The sequence below is a fragment of the Bradyrhizobium sp. 45 genome (genome assembly GCF_023073155.1).
In the GTDB taxonomy this organism is placed as follows: Bacteria; Pseudomonadota; Alphaproteobacteria; order Rhizobiales; family Xanthobacteraceae; genus Bradyrhizobium; species Bradyrhizobium canariense_D.
In genome coordinates this window covers 933,766-949,748 of the sequence record NZ_JADPIX010000122.1, presented here as the reverse complement: position 1 = coordinate 949,748, position 15,983 = coordinate 933,766, and the positions used below count along the sequence as shown (strand labels likewise).

Here is a 15,983-nt window from a genome sequence, read left to right as displayed (position 1 = left end):
TATGGCGTTTCAACGGTTTGACCCACCGGGTTTTCTCGACGATTTCGGACCGGCCCAACGCGATGCCTGGCATCAGTTCATCTCCGACGCGATGAACTCCGCTCAAGAGGGTAGCGGCGATCCGTTCGACTCGCCCCGGGCGCAGTTCTTCAATGCCGCCAAAGTCGAGGCGGGACCCAACCCGGCGTTCGAAGATGTGAAATGGACAGCGTTTCCCCGCATTGTGCAGATCAGCAGCGGCTCGGACATGGAGCGCTGGCGCTCTGCCGATGCCTCACGCGACGTTCAGGACGAGTACTGCGAGTGGAGCGTGACCCGGCAATCCGGCACGAACAAGATGACGCGGGTCACGTTTACCTGCGAAGGGCCGGAGTACTGGCGCTTTCTCGCCGCAACCGATCCGACCCAAACGCTCGCACTCTACAAGCAACATGTCGACGCCTCGGCAACACAGGCAGACCTCTTCACCCCATCGGGGGCCTACATCTTGCGCAACCGCTTCAACAATTCGACCTCCAACGGGGCCATGCACCTCGTGCAGAGAAACAACACACTGGGCGCCGAGATCGAGATCGCGGGCGCGGCAACGGTTTCGCGGCTGCGCGCCGATGGTTCGCCGATGGTCGATACCCTGGAATTGATCCGGTGTGGCCGATACGGCGCCGAACAGCGACACAGCGACCCATTCATCGGCGCGCGCGTGAACTTTCATGCGCGTAGCAAGGCAGACGTTACTGTCGCCAACCCTGTCGGCATCTATTTCGGCGGCCTGGACACGCAGGAATGGGAAACCCCCGACGGCAGCGATCCTGCCTCCTTCTGGAAGTATACGCGCGGAACTCCAGAACGTCCGGTCCGAGCCGTCATCGAAGTGCCGAGCGACCGCGGTTACGTGCTGGGCGATGTACTAATCGACGGAAGAGCGATCCAGTTCGGTGGCCAGATCGCAGACCGGATTCAAATGACGATCCGGGCGCTCGCAACGCGCATCGGCCAGAGTACGGCGCAGCCGGTTCGCGGCTGCGTCGGCGACGGAGCGGGTGCCGCCGGCGGTCCTGGCGGGCCGCTTTCGGTGAGCGCGGTGCTTTCGGCCGGCGACACGCGCGGACGGCTCTAGGCAAGCCATGCCGCTCCGTCTTGACGAGGTCAGTTGGATCCACGGCTCCGCTGATTGCGCGGCGAGCACCGACCCGCCGCTGCAAGTGGTGTCGGTCGATGACGACACCCATGTGCTCCGGCAGAGCAAGTGCTTCAGTTTCGAAGCACCGTTCATGTACCTGCTTATGGGCAGCGAGAAGGCCGTGCTGTTCGATACGGGGGCCAGTCCCGACGACGGCGATCCACGGAAAATCCTGCCGATCCGCGAGGCCGTCGATACGCTGCTGTCACGGCGTGCCGAAGAAGGTCGCGCCATCAGCGAGCTTATTATAGCGCACACACATGGCCACGGCGATCATGTCTTCTGGGACAGGCAGTTTGCCGGGCGGCCCCAGACGAGAATTATCGGCCGCGGCGTAGGCGCGGTTCAGCACGCGTTCAATCTCCCCGCCTGGCCGGACGGGCAAGCCACGCTCGATCTCGGCAGCCGCGCGCTGGTCGTGTTGCCCCTTCCAGGCCACGTTTCCGATCACATCGCCGTCTATGACCCTCGCATGCAGGCTCTGCTGACCGGGGACACGCTCTACCATGGCCTGCTGACTGTTGCCGACTGGGCAGCTTATCGACGCAGCGCGGCGCGCCTTGCGGTGTTCGCATCCGAGCACCCGGTTTCACTCGTGCTCGGAAACCATATCGAGATGACAAGGACGCACGGCGAGCTTTATCCGCTCGGGACGACGTTTCAGCCCAACGAGCATCCGCTGCCGCTCAGTGCCGAAATATTCGCCGAATGGCATCAGGCCTGTGAAACGATTGGCAATTTAGCGCAACGTATTACGCGTGACCATTTCATCATCGAGCGCGCTGGCCAAAGTTGAGGGAACATCGCACGGTAGCCATGCGCAACTCCAAGCGTGGCTGGTGCAGAAGAGAAGGGAGGGCGCCTTGACCATAAAACCACGTGCGCGACGGCCAGGAAAGTCAGCGGCGGAGGCGCCGAGCTCCAGCGGCAGGGCGGCGCCTAAATATGATTCGGTGGGGTCCTCGCCCTACGAACAGCCAACCATCAGGAGGCCGCGCCGGGCGCGAATGGCGGCAGCGGCTTCGGCTGCAGCGGGGATAGGCTCAGCGGCCAATGTCGGCGTGCGCGGCGTCGAGATCGTGCAGGTCATCCAGGCACTCGACAATCGTGTGCGGCTCATTGCCGGCAAACCCACAATCGTGCGCGTCTATCTTGACCCCGCCACGGTCGCTGCCTCGACACTGGTGACTGGCGAGATTACGTGGCGACGCGCCAACGGCGGCGCTTTCTATCTCGCGGCGATGAACCGCGTGAAGCTAGATCCGGCGCGCACGCCCGATCTCATGGGACAACGCTTCGATGTCGCCGAAAGCCTGAATTTTGTTCTTCCGGCCGACGCGCTCGGCGCCGGATCGATCGAACTCCGTCTCGACCACCTCAATGTGCCGGGAGGAGAGAAGCTGCCACTGGCGGCGCAACCGGCGATGACCGCCAATTTCGTCACAGCGCCGGTGTTGCGCATCCGGGCGATCGGGCTTCGCTATCGCAGCACGAACGCCCCGACGGCGACGATCACGCCCGGCGCAATCCATTTCGATTACCTTCGGTCCTATCTGACACGGGCCTACCCGGTTGCCGCGCTCGCATGGTCGCAGATTGTAATCGATGGCGACCGCCTCAGGCCGCCATTCGGGGGCAATCAGTCGATCCTGGTCAACGCCCAACTATCGGCCCTGCGCACGCGAGAGATTTCATCCGGAATGGATCCACGGACCCATTATTATGGCCTGGTGGACAATGAGGCGGGCAATAGCTTCATGCGCGGCAGCGCCCTTTACGATGAGGCGACCACCATCTTCGGCGCGGTGGCATGCGGCCCCTGCGGCGTGCCTAACGGCTGGACCGGCGACAGCGACGCGAGTTTTGCGGACTGGTACGGCGCGCACGAGCTTGGCCACACGTTCCAGCGCCGGCACCCGGGCTTCCCGACCTTTGATCCTGTTCAGGGGACGGGCCAGCCCCGAGACAACCTCGAAACGACCTTTCCCTATGCCGGTGGCTTGATTAGCTCACCAGCGCAGGAATTCGTGGGCTTCGATTTCGGTGACCCCGCCCTTGGCCTGCAGATGCGGGCTCTGCCGGGTAACATCCATCACGATGTGATGACCTATGCCGACAGCCAGTGGCTCTCGGCGTATACTTATGAGGCCATTCACGATCACTTGGTCCATGAGGATATGGCGCTCGCTCCGCCGAACGCGTGATACCGGCGGACGATCAGGAGGCGAATGATGTCATACGAGAACAAAGTTATTCACATCGTCGGATCAGTCGACATCGGATCAGGTACGGGTGAATTCCTTTATGTCAATCCGGCCACCGCGGCGGCAAGCCAATCAGCAACGGCAGGCGCGGCTCCACCCGCCAACCAGCCGCCGCAAGGCACCGGGTTCGAACTCGTCGTGGAAGCGGCGGATGGGAAGGAGCTGAGCCGCGTGCGGCCAACCATTCTCCTTCCCAGCGACGACCATGCATCGAAGACCGGGCTGATCGACCAGAACGTATCGTATGCGGCGGGCATGGCCCGTCTCGTGCTGCTGCATGATGGCAAGGTCGTGAACACGTTCGAGGCAGGCTCTCCCGAACCCACCGTGACAGCCCGGTCTCAAGGATTGGAAATGGGCGCGGGGCCGCCTGGACATCCCGAAAAGCGATCGATGTCCATGGCCGCCCCCGATGAACCGGGCGTCAGTTACACGATCCAGGTGCGGCCTGACGGCGAGAAAACATGGCAAACGATCGCCGTTGGCCAGAAGAGCCCGAAGGTCGTGCTTGACCGCAACCAGTTTCCTGCTGCGGAGCGTGCCACCGTTCGTGTACTGCGCTCGACCGGTTTTGACGACAGCATCATCGCTGAAGACGAGATGGACCTTCGATTCAAGGAATAGGCGGCAGCGTACAGGGGGGGACGACATGGCGGGCGTGAGTGCATCCGAGATTGCCTGGATAGGCGTTTATCCGCCGATCGGCATTGCTCGCCTGGGCAACGCGCATGGGCAGGACGACTACACGCTGGCGCCCGAGGTGATCGGCGGAACGCCCGATGCGCGCGGCGGATTTCAGACTGCGGCCGGCGAGATCAAACGCCAAGGGGTGCGCTTCCACGTCTATGCGCGGCTGAAGTCAGGCGAGACTATCGAACTCGTCCAGGGCCCGGACGTGAAGATCTCCTGGCGCGTTGAAGTCGCCAATCTCAAAGCCGGCTGGTACCAGTTCAACCAGGCCATGGACCTGCCGGCGCAGTTCGTGGTTCCAGCGACGCGGCGCAACGTGGACTATACTCGGCGGCTTGAGCTCGACATTCGCCCGGCAGCGCGGCAGATCAGCGGTCTGAACCTGTCCGGGCCCGAATTCCGTTTCGACGATGGGCAGATTCTCAATTTCTTCGTCACGCTTGGCGAGCTACGAACTGACGACGCCGGGCGGCTCATTTTCTTGGGCGGTTTTGGCAAGTCGGCGCCGTTCTACACCAGTATGCGCCCCGTCACCTTCGCCAACAACGATCGTTGGTATGACGACACATGCGACGGGCCGGTGCGCGCGCGAATAACCGTGGGCACCACGGAATTCGAAGCTGATCCCGGTTATGTGGTCGTCACGCCGCCCAATTTCGCGCCCGGCCTTAACGGTCTCGTGACGATGGACGACACCGTCCGGGGAGGCGTTCATGGCAGCCGGCTGGCTCGCCCGACCGACGACGACAAGTTTCTCGCACGACATTTGGCCGATCTTCGACCGTCTAACCGCGCTGCAGTGGATCAATCACGGATTCCTTGTCGCGCACGGCGTGGGGTCGCCGCTCGATGCGCGGGCCGTCTCGGTGATCTCACGCTTGGCCGACGCCAGTCCCGAGAACAAGTCATGGCGCCAACAGGTATTTGCCTTGTTCCGCCCGATATCTCCCGGCCCCGGCTCGCAACGGCAGATACCCTACATATACGGGGACCTTTTTGGTGAGGCCCGCGACGTCGATCTGACCTTTCTGTCGGTCACGCCTACGATGTTCGCACACCTCGATCGGTGGGCCGCGGGCACGTTTGTGTCCGATTGGCACGGACCACCGTCGCTACCGGACTTCGCGGCCCTCTCCGCCGATGCGCAAGTATCTCAGCTGATGCGCGCGGGCCTGACCGAGTGCCTCGGCGGACCGTTCCACCCAGGCATCGAGCTTACATGGCCGATGCGGCGGCCTGAGCTGTGGGCGTTGCATCACGCGGCCCAACGCGACGATCGCCTGCTGTACAGATTGAACCTTTTGCCCGAGGGCGAAGCTGTGCGCCAGGATTTCGGTTCACAACTGACGCGGGACACATGCCTCGGACCCGCAGGCCCGATCACAGCCGCGGGCCCCGGTGCGCTCACGCGCTGGCTCGGCCTGCCCTGGCAGACGGACGAAGCATCGTGCAACTCCAGCGCCGATTACTCCCCAAGCACTTATTTGTCATTCCCGAGCTTCTGGGGCGCGCGCGTGCCCGACCAAGTGCTGAGCTCCGCCGCTTTCGAGCGAGCAAGCGCTAACATCACCGATCCGTTTGATGACCCAAAGCTGCAACGTCTCAAGCACGCGTTGCTGCGGGAGGACTGGCTGCGCGACGTGCGCGGCCGCACCTATTACGAGCGCATTGACAAGATGGTTCAGCTGTGGGCAACGCTCGGGATGGTCGAACCACGCCAAACGCCGCAGGCGCTGCGCGACGTTGGCTTCCCCGAAACAGTCCACGTGGAGACTGGCCGCGATTGCGCGAATGCCGGCACCGACGAAAAAATTGCCTTGATTGCCCGGATCGAGTCGCTGCGGGAGCGGACACCGGAGCCGACTCCGTCCCAAGCGGGCCTCGAAGCGCCGCCCGAACCGATCACGCCGCCGCGCCATCAGTTCCGTCAGGGTGAGGTGTGAACGGCGTGGACGACGACCGCGTCTGGGACGTTCTCGTGGTCGGCGCGGGCCCGGCGGGAGCAGTCGCCGCCGCGGCTCTGGCGGAGCGGGGTCTGCTCGTCGCACTCCTGGAGAAAGAACTGCAGCCTAAGGGCAAGCCCGGCGAGGTACTGACGCCGAACGCCATTCCTATTCTGTCTCATCTCGGTCTCCTCGACCTTATCGAAGCGAATGGCAATCTGGCATGTCCCCTCGCATGCATCGATCGCGCATGGTCGATGGCTCGGCCGAACCGCGAGCATTTTCTCGGTCACCCGGGCGGGCGCGCTTGGGTGATCGACCGCGGCGCCCTCGAACAATTGCTCGTGAGCCGAGCCATGAGGGCCGGCGCCCATGTGTTTCCCGGCCATCACGTTCGCGGTCTAAGCCGCCGCAATCGCTATTGGTCTGTGCAGAGCCGTTCGAGGAATGGTCTAGCTTCCCTGCGTGCGGCGTTCGTGGTCGATGCAAGCGGGCCTACGTCGACATTAGCTCGCCGGCTCGGTGCGAAACGCAAGAGTCTCTTTCGCCTCCTCGCCGTTCACGTCCAGTCCGCGCCCGACACAGAAAGGCAGAGCGAACCGCCGTCACTGACCGTCGAAGCCACTGGGGTCGGATGGTGGTACGCGGTGTGCGGCCCGGGGCGGACGCTTACCTGCGCCCTGTTCACCGGTGATCCCGCCAGCGCCCGAAGCGACGCCGCGCGGTCAGCCCTTCTCGCTGCGCTTGACGACACAAACTCGCTTCCTCGCTGGACAAGGGAACTGGTTCGTAGCGGCCATGTGAAGAGCGTCGACGCCTCGCCGTCGCTGCTCGATCATCCTGCCGGTGAGGGTTGGCTGGCAATCGGCGACGCCGCCGCAAGCTTCGATCCGATCGCATCTCAAGGCCTTGCGAACGCGTTAGCATCGGCGGTGGACGGTGCAGAGGCAATCGGCCGCCAACTCCTCGGCGATTGCGTCGCTATGGAGGCCTTCGCCGTATGGACTGCTGAAACATGGCACCATTCTGTGCGGCAGCTTTTTTCGATTTACCAAGCAGCCGCACACCGCTGGCCAACACCTTTTTGGCAAGCGCACCTTCCGCTCGCGGCAAGGACGCGGTTAAGAATGTGACGTCGCCCGAAATCGTTCGCCCGCCTCATCCACCGACTTATTGCTCGGCCGACTGAACGGGACAGAGCTATTGCGAGTTGGGCCCACGCCATGGGTTCGGATGTGCCACGAGGCTGAATAAGCCGGCACGCTCAAAAGCAAGCAATCGGGCGTCCTTACTAGGTGCGGATCGTTCGCCGATACGCATGACAAGACCCTCCTTTGACCTCGCGACATTACGATAGGTCGATCTCGGCCGTGATTTCGAGTCAGAGCAGGGTTCGATTCCGGTCGGAGGCGATTGTGGAGACCGGAACGGCATGGCGCGCGCCTCCGCGCTACGCGCCGTGACCAAGATATCCTCTGCGCGCCTGCATTCCTGCGTTAAGGTAATTGACGCGCCTCTCACCTCTTGCGGGAGAGTAACGACGTCAAGCTCGTCGTCCAAGACCGCCGGCTTTAGAAAATCGATTGTCATCAACCGGACGACAAAGGTAAAGGCCCGGCGCATCGTTCTGCGCTTCTTGGAGCAGCGCGTGCTGACTGGTTCCGAGCAGGCGCAAGTAATTCGTCCTGCTGCGTTCCATGAAGCGCAAAAAGTTCGAGTGATACACAATTTGGCCGAACACTGGTTTGACTAGGTCGCAACAGAAGCTTAATGACTTGATTTCAGTGGGGCGCTGGAAGCCAAAAGCTTGAACTAAGCGGCAGATCTATCGAAGCCCTTCCATAGCGAGCCGCAGCGACTTCGGGATGCGCTGCGCCTTTCCGGCTGAAATAAACGCCACGCGTACACGCGCCGTGACTAGGAGATCGTCTCCGCGCCTGCATTCCTGCAGCAACGCAATCGACGCTCCCCTCACCTCTTGCGGGACTGTGACGACGTCAAGCAGGTCATCCAAGACCGCCGGTTTTAGAAAATCGATCGTCATGGAGCGGACAACGAAGGCAAAGCCGGGCGCATCTTTCTTGGCTTCTCTGAGTAGCGCTTGCTGAGTGGTTCCGAGCAGGCGCAAGTAGTTCGTTCTACCGCGTTCCATGAAGCGCAAAAAATTTGCGTGATAAACAATCTGACCGGAGTCAGTATCTTCGAAATAGACGCGGACCTGCATATGATGGCCGCCGTCGCGAATTTCGCCATCAAGAGAAGCTGTCACAGTGCGGTTTCCTTACTGCCGTTCTGGGACGAATTGTCTTGCACAGAGGCGCGTTCCGCAGCAAGTGCCAATGGGTTTGGTGCGTGCAGGTTGAGGCTGCCCGGCGCAAGGCCGGTCGGAGACCGGTTGCTTTGCGAGAAGCCGGCACCCCCTATCCAGATTTCGGGCAAGTCCCGCACGCACGGATGGTTTGCAGAGCTCTTATCGCTGCTCAGCAATCCCCGAGGACCGAGGTCGCCCCACTGGCAAGCGCCTTGATCTCCGCGTACATCTCCGCTTCGCAGGAAAAAGTCGGGATTGCCCGGCAGTGCGGATTGTTCAGCAAGCAGTCCTATTCCGCGAATCCTACCATTCTTAGCAATTGTTAAATTCCGGCCGGTCAGCCATCGCGGCTGGATATTCCAGGTGAGATGGTCATGGAGATCGATGAAACCGGGCAGAATGATCCACGGTACCTTGACCGAAGAGTCGGCCGCGCCGATGCTCTGCGCCCGAGCTCGTCGCTCGGTACGACACGCACCGCGCCTGGCAAGTCCGCGCCGAGCGCCGCCAATAGATCGAAGTCGCTCCGTGGCCACCGCGCCGCAAGAAAGCGACGAGTTCATTTGCATATCCGTCACGTGCCGGGACGCTGCCTTCATGAGCCGGGCGATTCGGTCGTAAGGTGGCCGTTGGAGCAGATGTTCGAGTTCGGCATGAGAGGCCGCCAACGTCATTCAACATTCCGCGTTGTCGTGTTCAGCCGTGTCCGGCTGAAGACGTTAATGTCCGGGACCAGACACTGAGGCGCGAGTATTCCGTCGGTGGACACGAAGCACATGGTTTTGCCCTCTTCAAGCCAGGCTCGCAAATGTCTTTAGTGGCACGTGTATTGCTGGGACACCGTAAATGGATCCGCACGACCATGACGATCTCGCATTCGCCGGCCCAGGAGTTCAAATGAAACTTGCTCGACTCAATGCCTTGGACCTGCGCTATTGAGTGCGGTCCCGCCTAAAGCTTTGCCGCGTCCCTCGCGGGTGCCGCTGTCGTTCTTCGCGTCGGGTAACTCTCAAGACCACCAGACACGACTAGCATTGAGCGCGCTTACTCCCGAGCAAATCCGAACCAGTGTGACACGTTTGGGCGGCTCTGTGTCGAATGCATGCAGCGGCATGCGAATGTTGGCGTCGGACCGGGAGGAAACCAAATCAAGCTTGGTCTCGAGCAATGGCCGCTTCCTGTCGAAGAGGGGAGCGGACAGAAGTTGTTCAATGGCACGCTGGAGCAGATCGAGCTCGGCGCCCGACCCGGCGCGGGTCACACTCGAAGGTGGAGCACCATTTTCTCCAGCAGTATTCGCACTCCTCAGCCCCTGAAGTCTTTCTCGGTGCCGTTTCGCAACGCCCGAAGGACATTCGGCCACGGCATCTGTCTTCCTCGCCGAACCATAATCATCCCGCGTGTCCCCGAGCGGATGGCGACACTCGGTCTGCTCTACGGTGGTTGCGTCGAGTAGGAGCCGACAAATCCGCGTCTGATCGAATTGCACGACTTCAGTATCGAGCCCGAGCTTAAGAGCGCGATGTGACACGAGCAACGAAGCTGCCATCGGGCCTTGCCTTCACAAGAAAGCTAGAGGAGTTTAAAAAAATGCGTGCGCCGTCCTATTCCGAGGCCTTGGAATTCGCGATCGACCGCTCGTACGACATTAACCTTGACATGTTGAGGTCACGGAATTTGCACCTTGACATGCACAACGATTATCTTGTCGGCACATATCCGCCTCTCAAGGCAATGGGCGACCTGAATGCCGAAAAGTTGTTGCTTCAGGTTTCGTCGTCAATTGATCTCTATTTTCACATCCCCTTCTGTGATCAGTATTGTACCTTTTGCCACTTCGCCAAGGAAATCAATCCATCTTCCGGGCGAGTGGAGCGCTATCTGGCGGCTTTAGATAAAGAGATGAGTTGGTCGGACGCAGCGCTCGGTGGCAGAGCTGTTGAGACTGCTTTTTTTGGAGGCGGCACTCCCTCGTTCTTAACCAACCGTCAACTCGAAACGCTATTTGGCATGATTAGCCGGCGCTTTGACTTGTCTAAGTCGGAAGTGAGTTTCGAATTGCATCCCTCTCTTGCAAAGCAAGCGGACGCTGCAGATCGCATATCCACACTGCTTAGAGCCGGCGTAAACCGCTTCGTATTGGGCGTTCAGAGTCTAGATCCGAGCATTTTACGCATATTGAACCGCGGGCACCACGTGGACGAGGTAGTACAACTAGTAAAGTTACTGAATGAGATGGGCGTTCAGAATCTGTCGCTTGATCTCATGTATGGGTTGCCGCAGCAAACGCTCCGGAGCTGGTACGACTCACTTATCGGCTTACTGGATATGGGAATAGAGAAGTTCAATGTATTCCCATTGATGTTTAAATCTACAGACCCCGTAGCCCGCCATTTGGCTAGGGGACGATATCAATTTGCCGGGGCTAAGGAGCGCATTATCATGCATTTTATGGCCGAGCACATCCTCACGAAACTCGGCTATCGCCATGGGCCGATTTTCTATTGGAGTAAGCAGTCGCAGCCGCACTCAATTCAACAGAGCCGCAAATACGATTCCTGGAACGACAATAATCTGGTCCCGTTTGGGGTTGCCGGGTTTGGTTACATGAGCCAGTGCCAGTTCTATAACGAGGCAGATTTAGATCGCTACCTATATAGGGTTGAGGCGGGCGAGAAGCCTGTGTGGAAGGGTGTTGTCCTGTCGCAAGATGATCTCATGCGCAGAACGGTAATGTTTGCCCTGCGTAGCAGTGGGGTGTTGCTCTCCCGCTTCGAGCGGGAGTTTGGGGTTTCCATTGAGAAATGCTTTGGCCGCGAGCTTGAACTCTTGAATGAGGCAGGACTCATCTGCATTTCGAACGGCCTGCTTTCGCTAACTGCCGCCGGCACTATCAATTCGGGCGCCGTATCGCTGCTATTTTTCTCGAACAATATACTCGAGCGGGTCGCGTACAACGACAGTAGGATAATAGACAAACGAACTGATCTGCTCGAAAAGCACGATTACTCACCGGCCGCACGATACGGGTCAAGTGCCGAAATGCAAGTTGCGTTTCGATGAAGTCGCGTGCGCGCTCATTTATGGTCGCTCCTTTTTCCGTTTCCACCCCGCAAGGCTCGCCCTCCCAGGCGGAGGACATATTTTCGCATCTGTCCGATAGCATTGATCGCCGGCACCGAGAACGCCCGCTTGGGCTTGTCAGCAATTTTGTCGCCGATCAACTGCCGCACTGCATTGCGGAGATCAAATGCAGTGAACGACCAGATGAAGCGGTTAAGGCTCTTGGGCGTAATATCAACGCGATGATTGCGGAGGCGGACTATGAAGCGCAGCTGCTAAGTCTGCCGCAGTCGGAATTCGAGATCGCTAAGACAGACATCCAATATCTCGTAAATTGTGCTTATCAGATGTCTGCGTTTGCCGGCCTTCATCCCGTGGACGCCGAGCTGACGGTGGGAGATGTACTGATCCGCCTTGCGCGCTCGACTTGTCAACGGCGGCCTGGCATTGAGGTCCTCTCCTATGAAGATATGATCCTTACGAATCCGCTGCAGAACGATCCACGCGTATACTGCCTCGGCGCGGCCGGCGTCGAGGAGCGAGATTTTTGCTTGGGCCACCAGATCATCGAGAGCGAATTGCAGTCAGCAATGGACGCTCTGCTCAAGTTGCGTGATGTGGCCGACGTGGATGCGGGGCAATGTCTTGCGACATGCCTGGAGCGCCTTGAGTCAGCAAACAATGTTCTGACGCGCTTTTATGAACATATGTCGCCGGACTTATTTGGCCAATTTCGTGTGTTTTACGGAAAGAATCCTTATAAGAATACGCTTGGTCCAAGCGGCCGCTTCTCGGCCCGTATCGTGGCGGTCTCGGTGCTACTGGTCGGTGAAGAACTCTTCCACCACAAACCGCAATTTTATAGGGATCTGTACCGGCTGTCCGAATATTATCCGCAGAGATGCATTCACGAGGTATTCCGCTGGCTGTCGTCAGGCAAAGGGAGTGCACCGCTCAAGCCAGGTTGGCTAAAGGGGAAAGCGGACTTTCCCAGGGTTGCGACCATTTCGCCAGTCGTGGAGCATCACGGCGGCGAAATCGGAACGCTGCGCACGTCCTGTGTTTGTGCACTGGATCGGTTTACCCGGATGCATCGTAGTACGGCCTTAAAATATACGGTTGAGCCGGGTCGTCCAGTTGTCGGAGTTGAGGTATCGGAAAGTGTTGAGGCTGTCCTTTCTCAGCGGCTGTTGACAGAGGCGCGCCCGTAAGCCGACGGTGGTCTCTGCGTGGCTAAAAACAAAGGCGCAGGCGTCCGCCACCGGTCGAGAGGTAATAGTCGATGTCTCAAGACGAACTGATCCTTCGTCGGTTCGAGTCCGGGGATAGCGATGATGCATGGCATCTGCACAGAAGCGCATCGCAGGATGTTGGTGTGTGTGGCCCGGAAGGGGCTTGGGAGGATGATTTACGCAATATCGGGGAAGTATACATCGCCTCGGGCGGTGACTTCGTAGTTGCGCATATTGGTCCCCGGTTCGCTGCCATGGGTGGGCTGAAACCTTTTGATGATGATGTCGCAGAACTAAAACGTATGCGGGTCGACCCCGTCTTTCAGCGACGAGGGTTTGGAAGGAGGGTTCTTCGTGAATTGGAGTCGCGAGCTGTTGCTCTCGGTTTCAAGTGGATAATGCTCGATACAACAACGATCCAAGTAGGGGCCCAAAGACTTTATGAGAGCGCTGGCTATGTTCGCCGCAGGGAAGGGATGTTGCACGGATATGCAGTGATCTTCTACGAGAAGCGGCTCATTTGGCCAGGAATGACCCCCGCTGAGCAAATGAGGTTGTGAGACCGGACAATCCAGTGAAGCTCTACGGTCGCGCAACGAGCACAAATTCAATCACTTGCCCCTGACTAGCCGAAATGCCCAATCTCGCTCCTTGGGAATGACGTGGAATGCGCTCAGATAAAACCGTATCATCCGCGAGAACTTTCTCATTAAGCTTCGCGAGATCTGCGATCGGAATGAATCGTGTCACTGTAGCTGACAAGGACGTGAAGGTTTCGCGACCGATAGGCCTCGAACGCACGCACAAACTCACGTCTGGCCGAGCCAGCGTTGCATTCAAAACGAGAGCTGATACGGTGCGCCAGCGGCGGATAGGCGAAGACGCTCTGGAGTGTCGTGGGCTCGCGACGTGAGCCTTGCCAGCCGGCATACAAATCCACCTCGATTCAACCGCAACATTCTGTTGCGTATGGAATCCAAAAGTCCGCTCTTGGCGATGCGGGGTGGTGGATGCACGGGCGCGTCCAATCGCCCCCTACCAGCTTGTGGTGGTCGCCCTTCCAGATCGTGATGCTACTCGGGCGTATCGACCGGTTGCGTGCCGTAGCGCTCGCAGGCTCTCAACCAAGGACCCAGCTCGCACCCTTCTGGATCACGATCGAGCACCAAACCTGCATCAAGCAGCTGCGGATCGGGTCTCACCAGCTTCGTGGTGCTCACGCCCGTATTCGGGTCAACTGCCATTCGGTAGTCTCGTTCAAGCAGCTCTCGCAGGCGCTCGATGCGAGCGAACCGGAATGGATGGACCGGTTTAATCATCGGGCCAGGCTCCTCGGGTCGAATGCGAACAATTGGATGATGAAAATGACGGCGGGCGACGGGTTACGTTCATGAGTCGAGCTGTCGGTTCTCCGCCGAATGCCAGTCCGCGCCGTAGAGGCGGATCATCTCCCGACGGGACCGCTCGATGAAGATGCGCTCAACGCAAAAGCCGGTTGTCACTGAAGCCGCCAGCGCAAGGCCGCAGACCATATAGTCATTCATGAAATTCCAAAACATGTTGCAGCCGGCAACTCCCACAAAAGTAAGTGCCATGACCGTATTGCGAAATGCCTTAACCATGTTGCCCCCAGTCAGTGGGAACTTTACCATTGCAACCATGGCGATTAGCAGCGTTTGTCCTTGTTAGGCGCCGTCTTTCTGCTCGATCGGCCTGGGTCCGCCCGCGCTGTCGACGGCCGTGGGTTCCCCATTGCCCGGCGCAGCTCATTCGATCGCGTCGGAGTCCTGGCGCGGATTGCCCGATCCGATACAGCTCGTGGACAATGACCTCTACTCTCCGCATCTCCTCCGACGACCACAGGCGTGGCACATCAAAATAACCGAGCACCGGCTCGGCGCTCGGCCGCCCAGGCGAACCGATTCGAGGATGAGAAGCGCCGAGGGCTCGACAGGGTCGGCTACGCCGCGATCCAGCGTGATTTCGGGTATATGCGCCGCATTCCTATGCCGAACGCGAGATAATGGCAGTGAATATGACCTCAAGTTGTATCACGCTAGATGATCCACGTTGCGACCTTTAAGTGACCTCTTTTGGGGCTTAAATATGAAGAGACTTCTGGGACTCTTGCTGCTCGCCCATTCCTTCTTCCTTTCCGCCGAGGCCATCGCACAGGGGCTTCCTGCCCCCTCGTACTGGAAGAATGAACGAGGTTCAGAACTTTTTGTTTGGTCCGCCAATAGCGGGGCAATACAAGGGACTTTCACAAACCATGCTCAAGGGTTTGCGTGCCAGGGCATTCCATATCCTGCATCGGGAGCCGTTAGCCCTGCTGGCTTGTATTTTGTTGTTACCTTTGCCCAGTGCAATTCCTTCACCCGGTGGGTTGGAAAGCTCAACGGGTCTCAAATGCCGACCTCATGGACGCTGTTCTACGTTGACAAGAACGGCAAGCCCGGCAAGTTGAAGGGTGCCGATACATTCACGCGCGTATGGTAGTTTTCAATCTTCTTGCTCTGTCGTGACCTTTGATTGGAAACTCACTCTCGCGAGTTTTTGGCTGCGTCTCTTCGGGAAATGTGGGCTCGCCTTCGTGGAGCACTGGCCTGTCCAGGATCAGCTTCGATGCTGGACAGCCGGCAAGTCGTGCCGAACGGCCCGGGAAAAACATCAAAGGGCCTCTCCCGAAATCCGAAAGGACATTCTGAATTTGCGTCCGAATCGCGGGACGATCCGTGCACTACCGTTACTTTTCAGGTCCTTGTTTTGAAGCCGAGCGCGGGCTCCGGCAGATGCCGCTAACATCTGCGGCGGTCGCGTTGCCTGAGTTTGGTTGACGACGTGAATTTTCAGCTCTCGATACCTAGAATTCTCACGCAGCGCGATTCGCAGGCTTCGCCGCCGGAAGTAGCCAAGGGCGCGCTCGGTCTAACCGTTCCGCGAAGCTGCTTGCTATTGCCGGTTCATGTTGCGCGGCGACAAGATCGCACGTTGGCAACGAGTACGGACTTGATCCCTCTCTAGCATTAGGTAGATCGCCCTCATTTGGAATTAGAGATACTTAGTGACGACTGGCATCGCAAAGTGGTTTAACGCGACCAGGCTATAGTTTTATCAAGCTGGATTAATGGCGGAGCCGACGTTTTCGTGCACACAGGGCGGTCGAGAAGGCCGGCTATACCGATCTTGCAGAGGGGGCCTTGATCAGGTTAGAGATCAAGACTGGCAGCTCAGGCAAGGTATCCGCAGAAAATCTGCGTACAGGATCATTCGCGCTATCAGCTACGTGACGCGTCAACA

General features: G+C 59.1%; 15 protein-coding genes and 2 pseudogenes. 12 read left to right on the top strand and 5 right to left on the bottom strand.

What is annotated here, in order from left to right:
- Window position 1 precedes the first annotated feature (1 nt).
- The 7 genes from IVB42_RS24950 (at window position 2) to IVB42_RS24920 (ending at window position 7,210) form a co-directional block, all read left to right on the top strand.
- The gene (locus tag IVB42_RS24950; protein WP_247361056.1) at window positions 2-1,117 is read left to right on the top strand and encodes a hypothetical protein; all 1,116 of its coding nucleotides are present in this window, start codon (window positions 2-4) and stop codon (window positions 1,115-1,117) included.
- Between the two features lie 7 nt (window positions 1,118-1,124).
- Window positions 1,125-1,976 carry an MBL fold metallo-hydrolase gene (locus tag IVB42_RS24945; RefSeq protein ID WP_247471300.1) on the top strand — a complete coding sequence of 284 codons (852 nt, stop codon included), beginning with the start codon at window positions 1,125-1,127 and terminating at the stop codon, window positions 1,974-1,976.
- 211 nt (window positions 1,977-2,187) lie between these two features.
- A complete protein-coding gene (locus IVB42_RS24940; RefSeq protein WP_247471298.1) occupies window positions 2,188-3,384 on the top strand; it encodes a hypothetical protein in 1,197 nt (398 codons plus the stop codon).
- A 24-nt stretch (window positions 3,385-3,408) separates the two neighbouring features.
- The gene (locus tag IVB42_RS24935) at window positions 3,409-4,068 is read left to right on the top strand and encodes a hypothetical protein (protein ID WP_247369674.1); all 660 of its coding nucleotides are present in this window, start codon (window positions 3,409-3,411) and stop codon (window positions 4,066-4,068) included.
- 25 nt (window positions 4,069-4,093) lie between these two features.
- The gene (locus tag IVB42_RS24930) at window positions 4,094-5,137 is read left to right on the top strand and encodes a LodA/GoxA family CTQ-dependent oxidase (RefSeq protein ID WP_247471295.1); all 1,044 of its coding nucleotides are present in this window, start codon (window positions 4,094-4,096) and stop codon (window positions 5,135-5,137) included.
- Window positions 5,138-5,180: 43 nt separating this feature from the next.
- A complete protein-coding gene (locus tag IVB42_RS24925; protein ID WP_247471385.1) occupies window positions 5,181-6,077 on the top strand; it encodes a LodA/GoxA family CTQ-dependent oxidase in 897 nt (298 codons plus the stop codon).
- A 5-nt stretch (window positions 6,078-6,082) separates the two neighbouring features.
- Window positions 6,083-7,210 carry an FAD-dependent monooxygenase gene (locus IVB42_RS24920; RefSeq protein ID WP_247471293.1) on the top strand — a complete coding sequence of 376 codons (1,128 nt, stop codon included), beginning with the start codon at window positions 6,083-6,085 and terminating at the stop codon, window positions 7,208-7,210.
- Between the two features lie 319 nt (window positions 7,211-7,529).
- Here the strand turns inward: IVB42_RS24920 and IVB42_RS24915 are convergent.
- From IVB42_RS24915 to IVB42_RS24905, 3 genes and pseudogenes are all read right to left on the bottom strand, one after another.
- Window positions 7,530-7,806: pseudogene (locus IVB42_RS24915) on the bottom strand (hotdog domain-containing protein); the annotation flags it as partial.
- 96 nt (window positions 7,807-7,902) lie between these two features.
- Complete coding sequence (gene ybgC / locus IVB42_RS24910; RefSeq protein ID WP_026232585.1) at window positions 7,903-8,346, bottom strand: tol-pal system-associated acyl-CoA thioesterase; 444 nt, start codon at window positions 8,344-8,346, stop codon at window positions 7,903-7,905.
- Window positions 8,343-9,062: a hypothetical protein gene (locus IVB42_RS24905; protein ID WP_247369668.1), complete on the bottom strand. Its 720-nt coding sequence runs from the start codon at window positions 9,060-9,062 to the stop codon at window positions 8,343-8,345. The genes ybgC and IVB42_RS24905 overlap by 4 nt, the downstream gene beginning before the upstream one ends.
- Before the next feature lie 916 nt (window positions 9,063-9,978).
- On the opposite strand from IVB42_RS24905, the gene IVB42_RS24900 reads away from it, so the two are divergent.
- The 3 genes from IVB42_RS24900 (at window position 9,979) to IVB42_RS24890 (ending at window position 13,243) form a co-directional block, all read left to right on the top strand.
- On the top strand, window positions 9,979-11,451 hold the full coding sequence (locus tag IVB42_RS24900) for a coproporphyrinogen-III oxidase family protein (RefSeq protein ID WP_247361046.1): 1,473 nt from the start codon (window positions 9,979-9,981) through the stop codon (window positions 11,449-11,451).
- Window positions 11,448-12,662: a hypothetical protein gene (locus tag IVB42_RS24895; RefSeq protein WP_018453715.1), complete on the top strand. Its 1,215-nt coding sequence runs from the start codon at window positions 11,448-11,450 to the stop codon at window positions 12,660-12,662. The genes IVB42_RS24900 and IVB42_RS24895 overlap by 4 nt, the downstream gene beginning before the upstream one ends.
- 71 nt (window positions 12,663-12,733) lie before the next feature.
- Entirely contained in the window at window positions 12,734-13,243 is a 510-nt protein-coding gene (locus IVB42_RS24890) for a GNAT family N-acetyltransferase (protein WP_026232583.1), read from the top strand.
- Between the two features lie 513 nt (window positions 13,244-13,756).
- Here IVB42_RS24890 and IVB42_RS24885 read toward each other — a convergent pair.
- The gene (locus IVB42_RS24885) at window positions 13,757-14,002 is read right to left on the bottom strand and encodes a hypothetical protein (RefSeq protein ID WP_247282434.1); all 246 of its coding nucleotides are present in this window, start codon (window positions 14,000-14,002) and stop codon (window positions 13,757-13,759) included.
- A gap of 69 nt (window positions 14,003-14,071) precedes the next feature.
- Window positions 14,072-14,305, bottom strand: a complete 234-nt coding sequence (locus IVB42_RS24880; protein ID WP_026232582.1) for a hypothetical protein — start codon at window positions 14,303-14,305, stop codon at window positions 14,072-14,074.
- 484 nt (window positions 14,306-14,789) lie between these two features.
- Here IVB42_RS24880 and IVB42_RS24875 point away from each other — a divergent pair, with 484 nt between their 5' ends.
- A complete protein-coding gene (locus tag IVB42_RS24875; RefSeq protein WP_039798703.1) occupies window positions 14,790-15,182 on the top strand; it encodes an avidin/streptavidin family protein in 393 nt (130 codons plus the stop codon).
- Window positions 15,183-15,747: 565 nt separating this feature from the next.
- Window positions 15,748-15,973: pseudogene (locus IVB42_RS24870) on the top strand (cold shock domain-containing protein).
- Window positions 15,974-15,983: the final 10 nt, after the last annotated feature.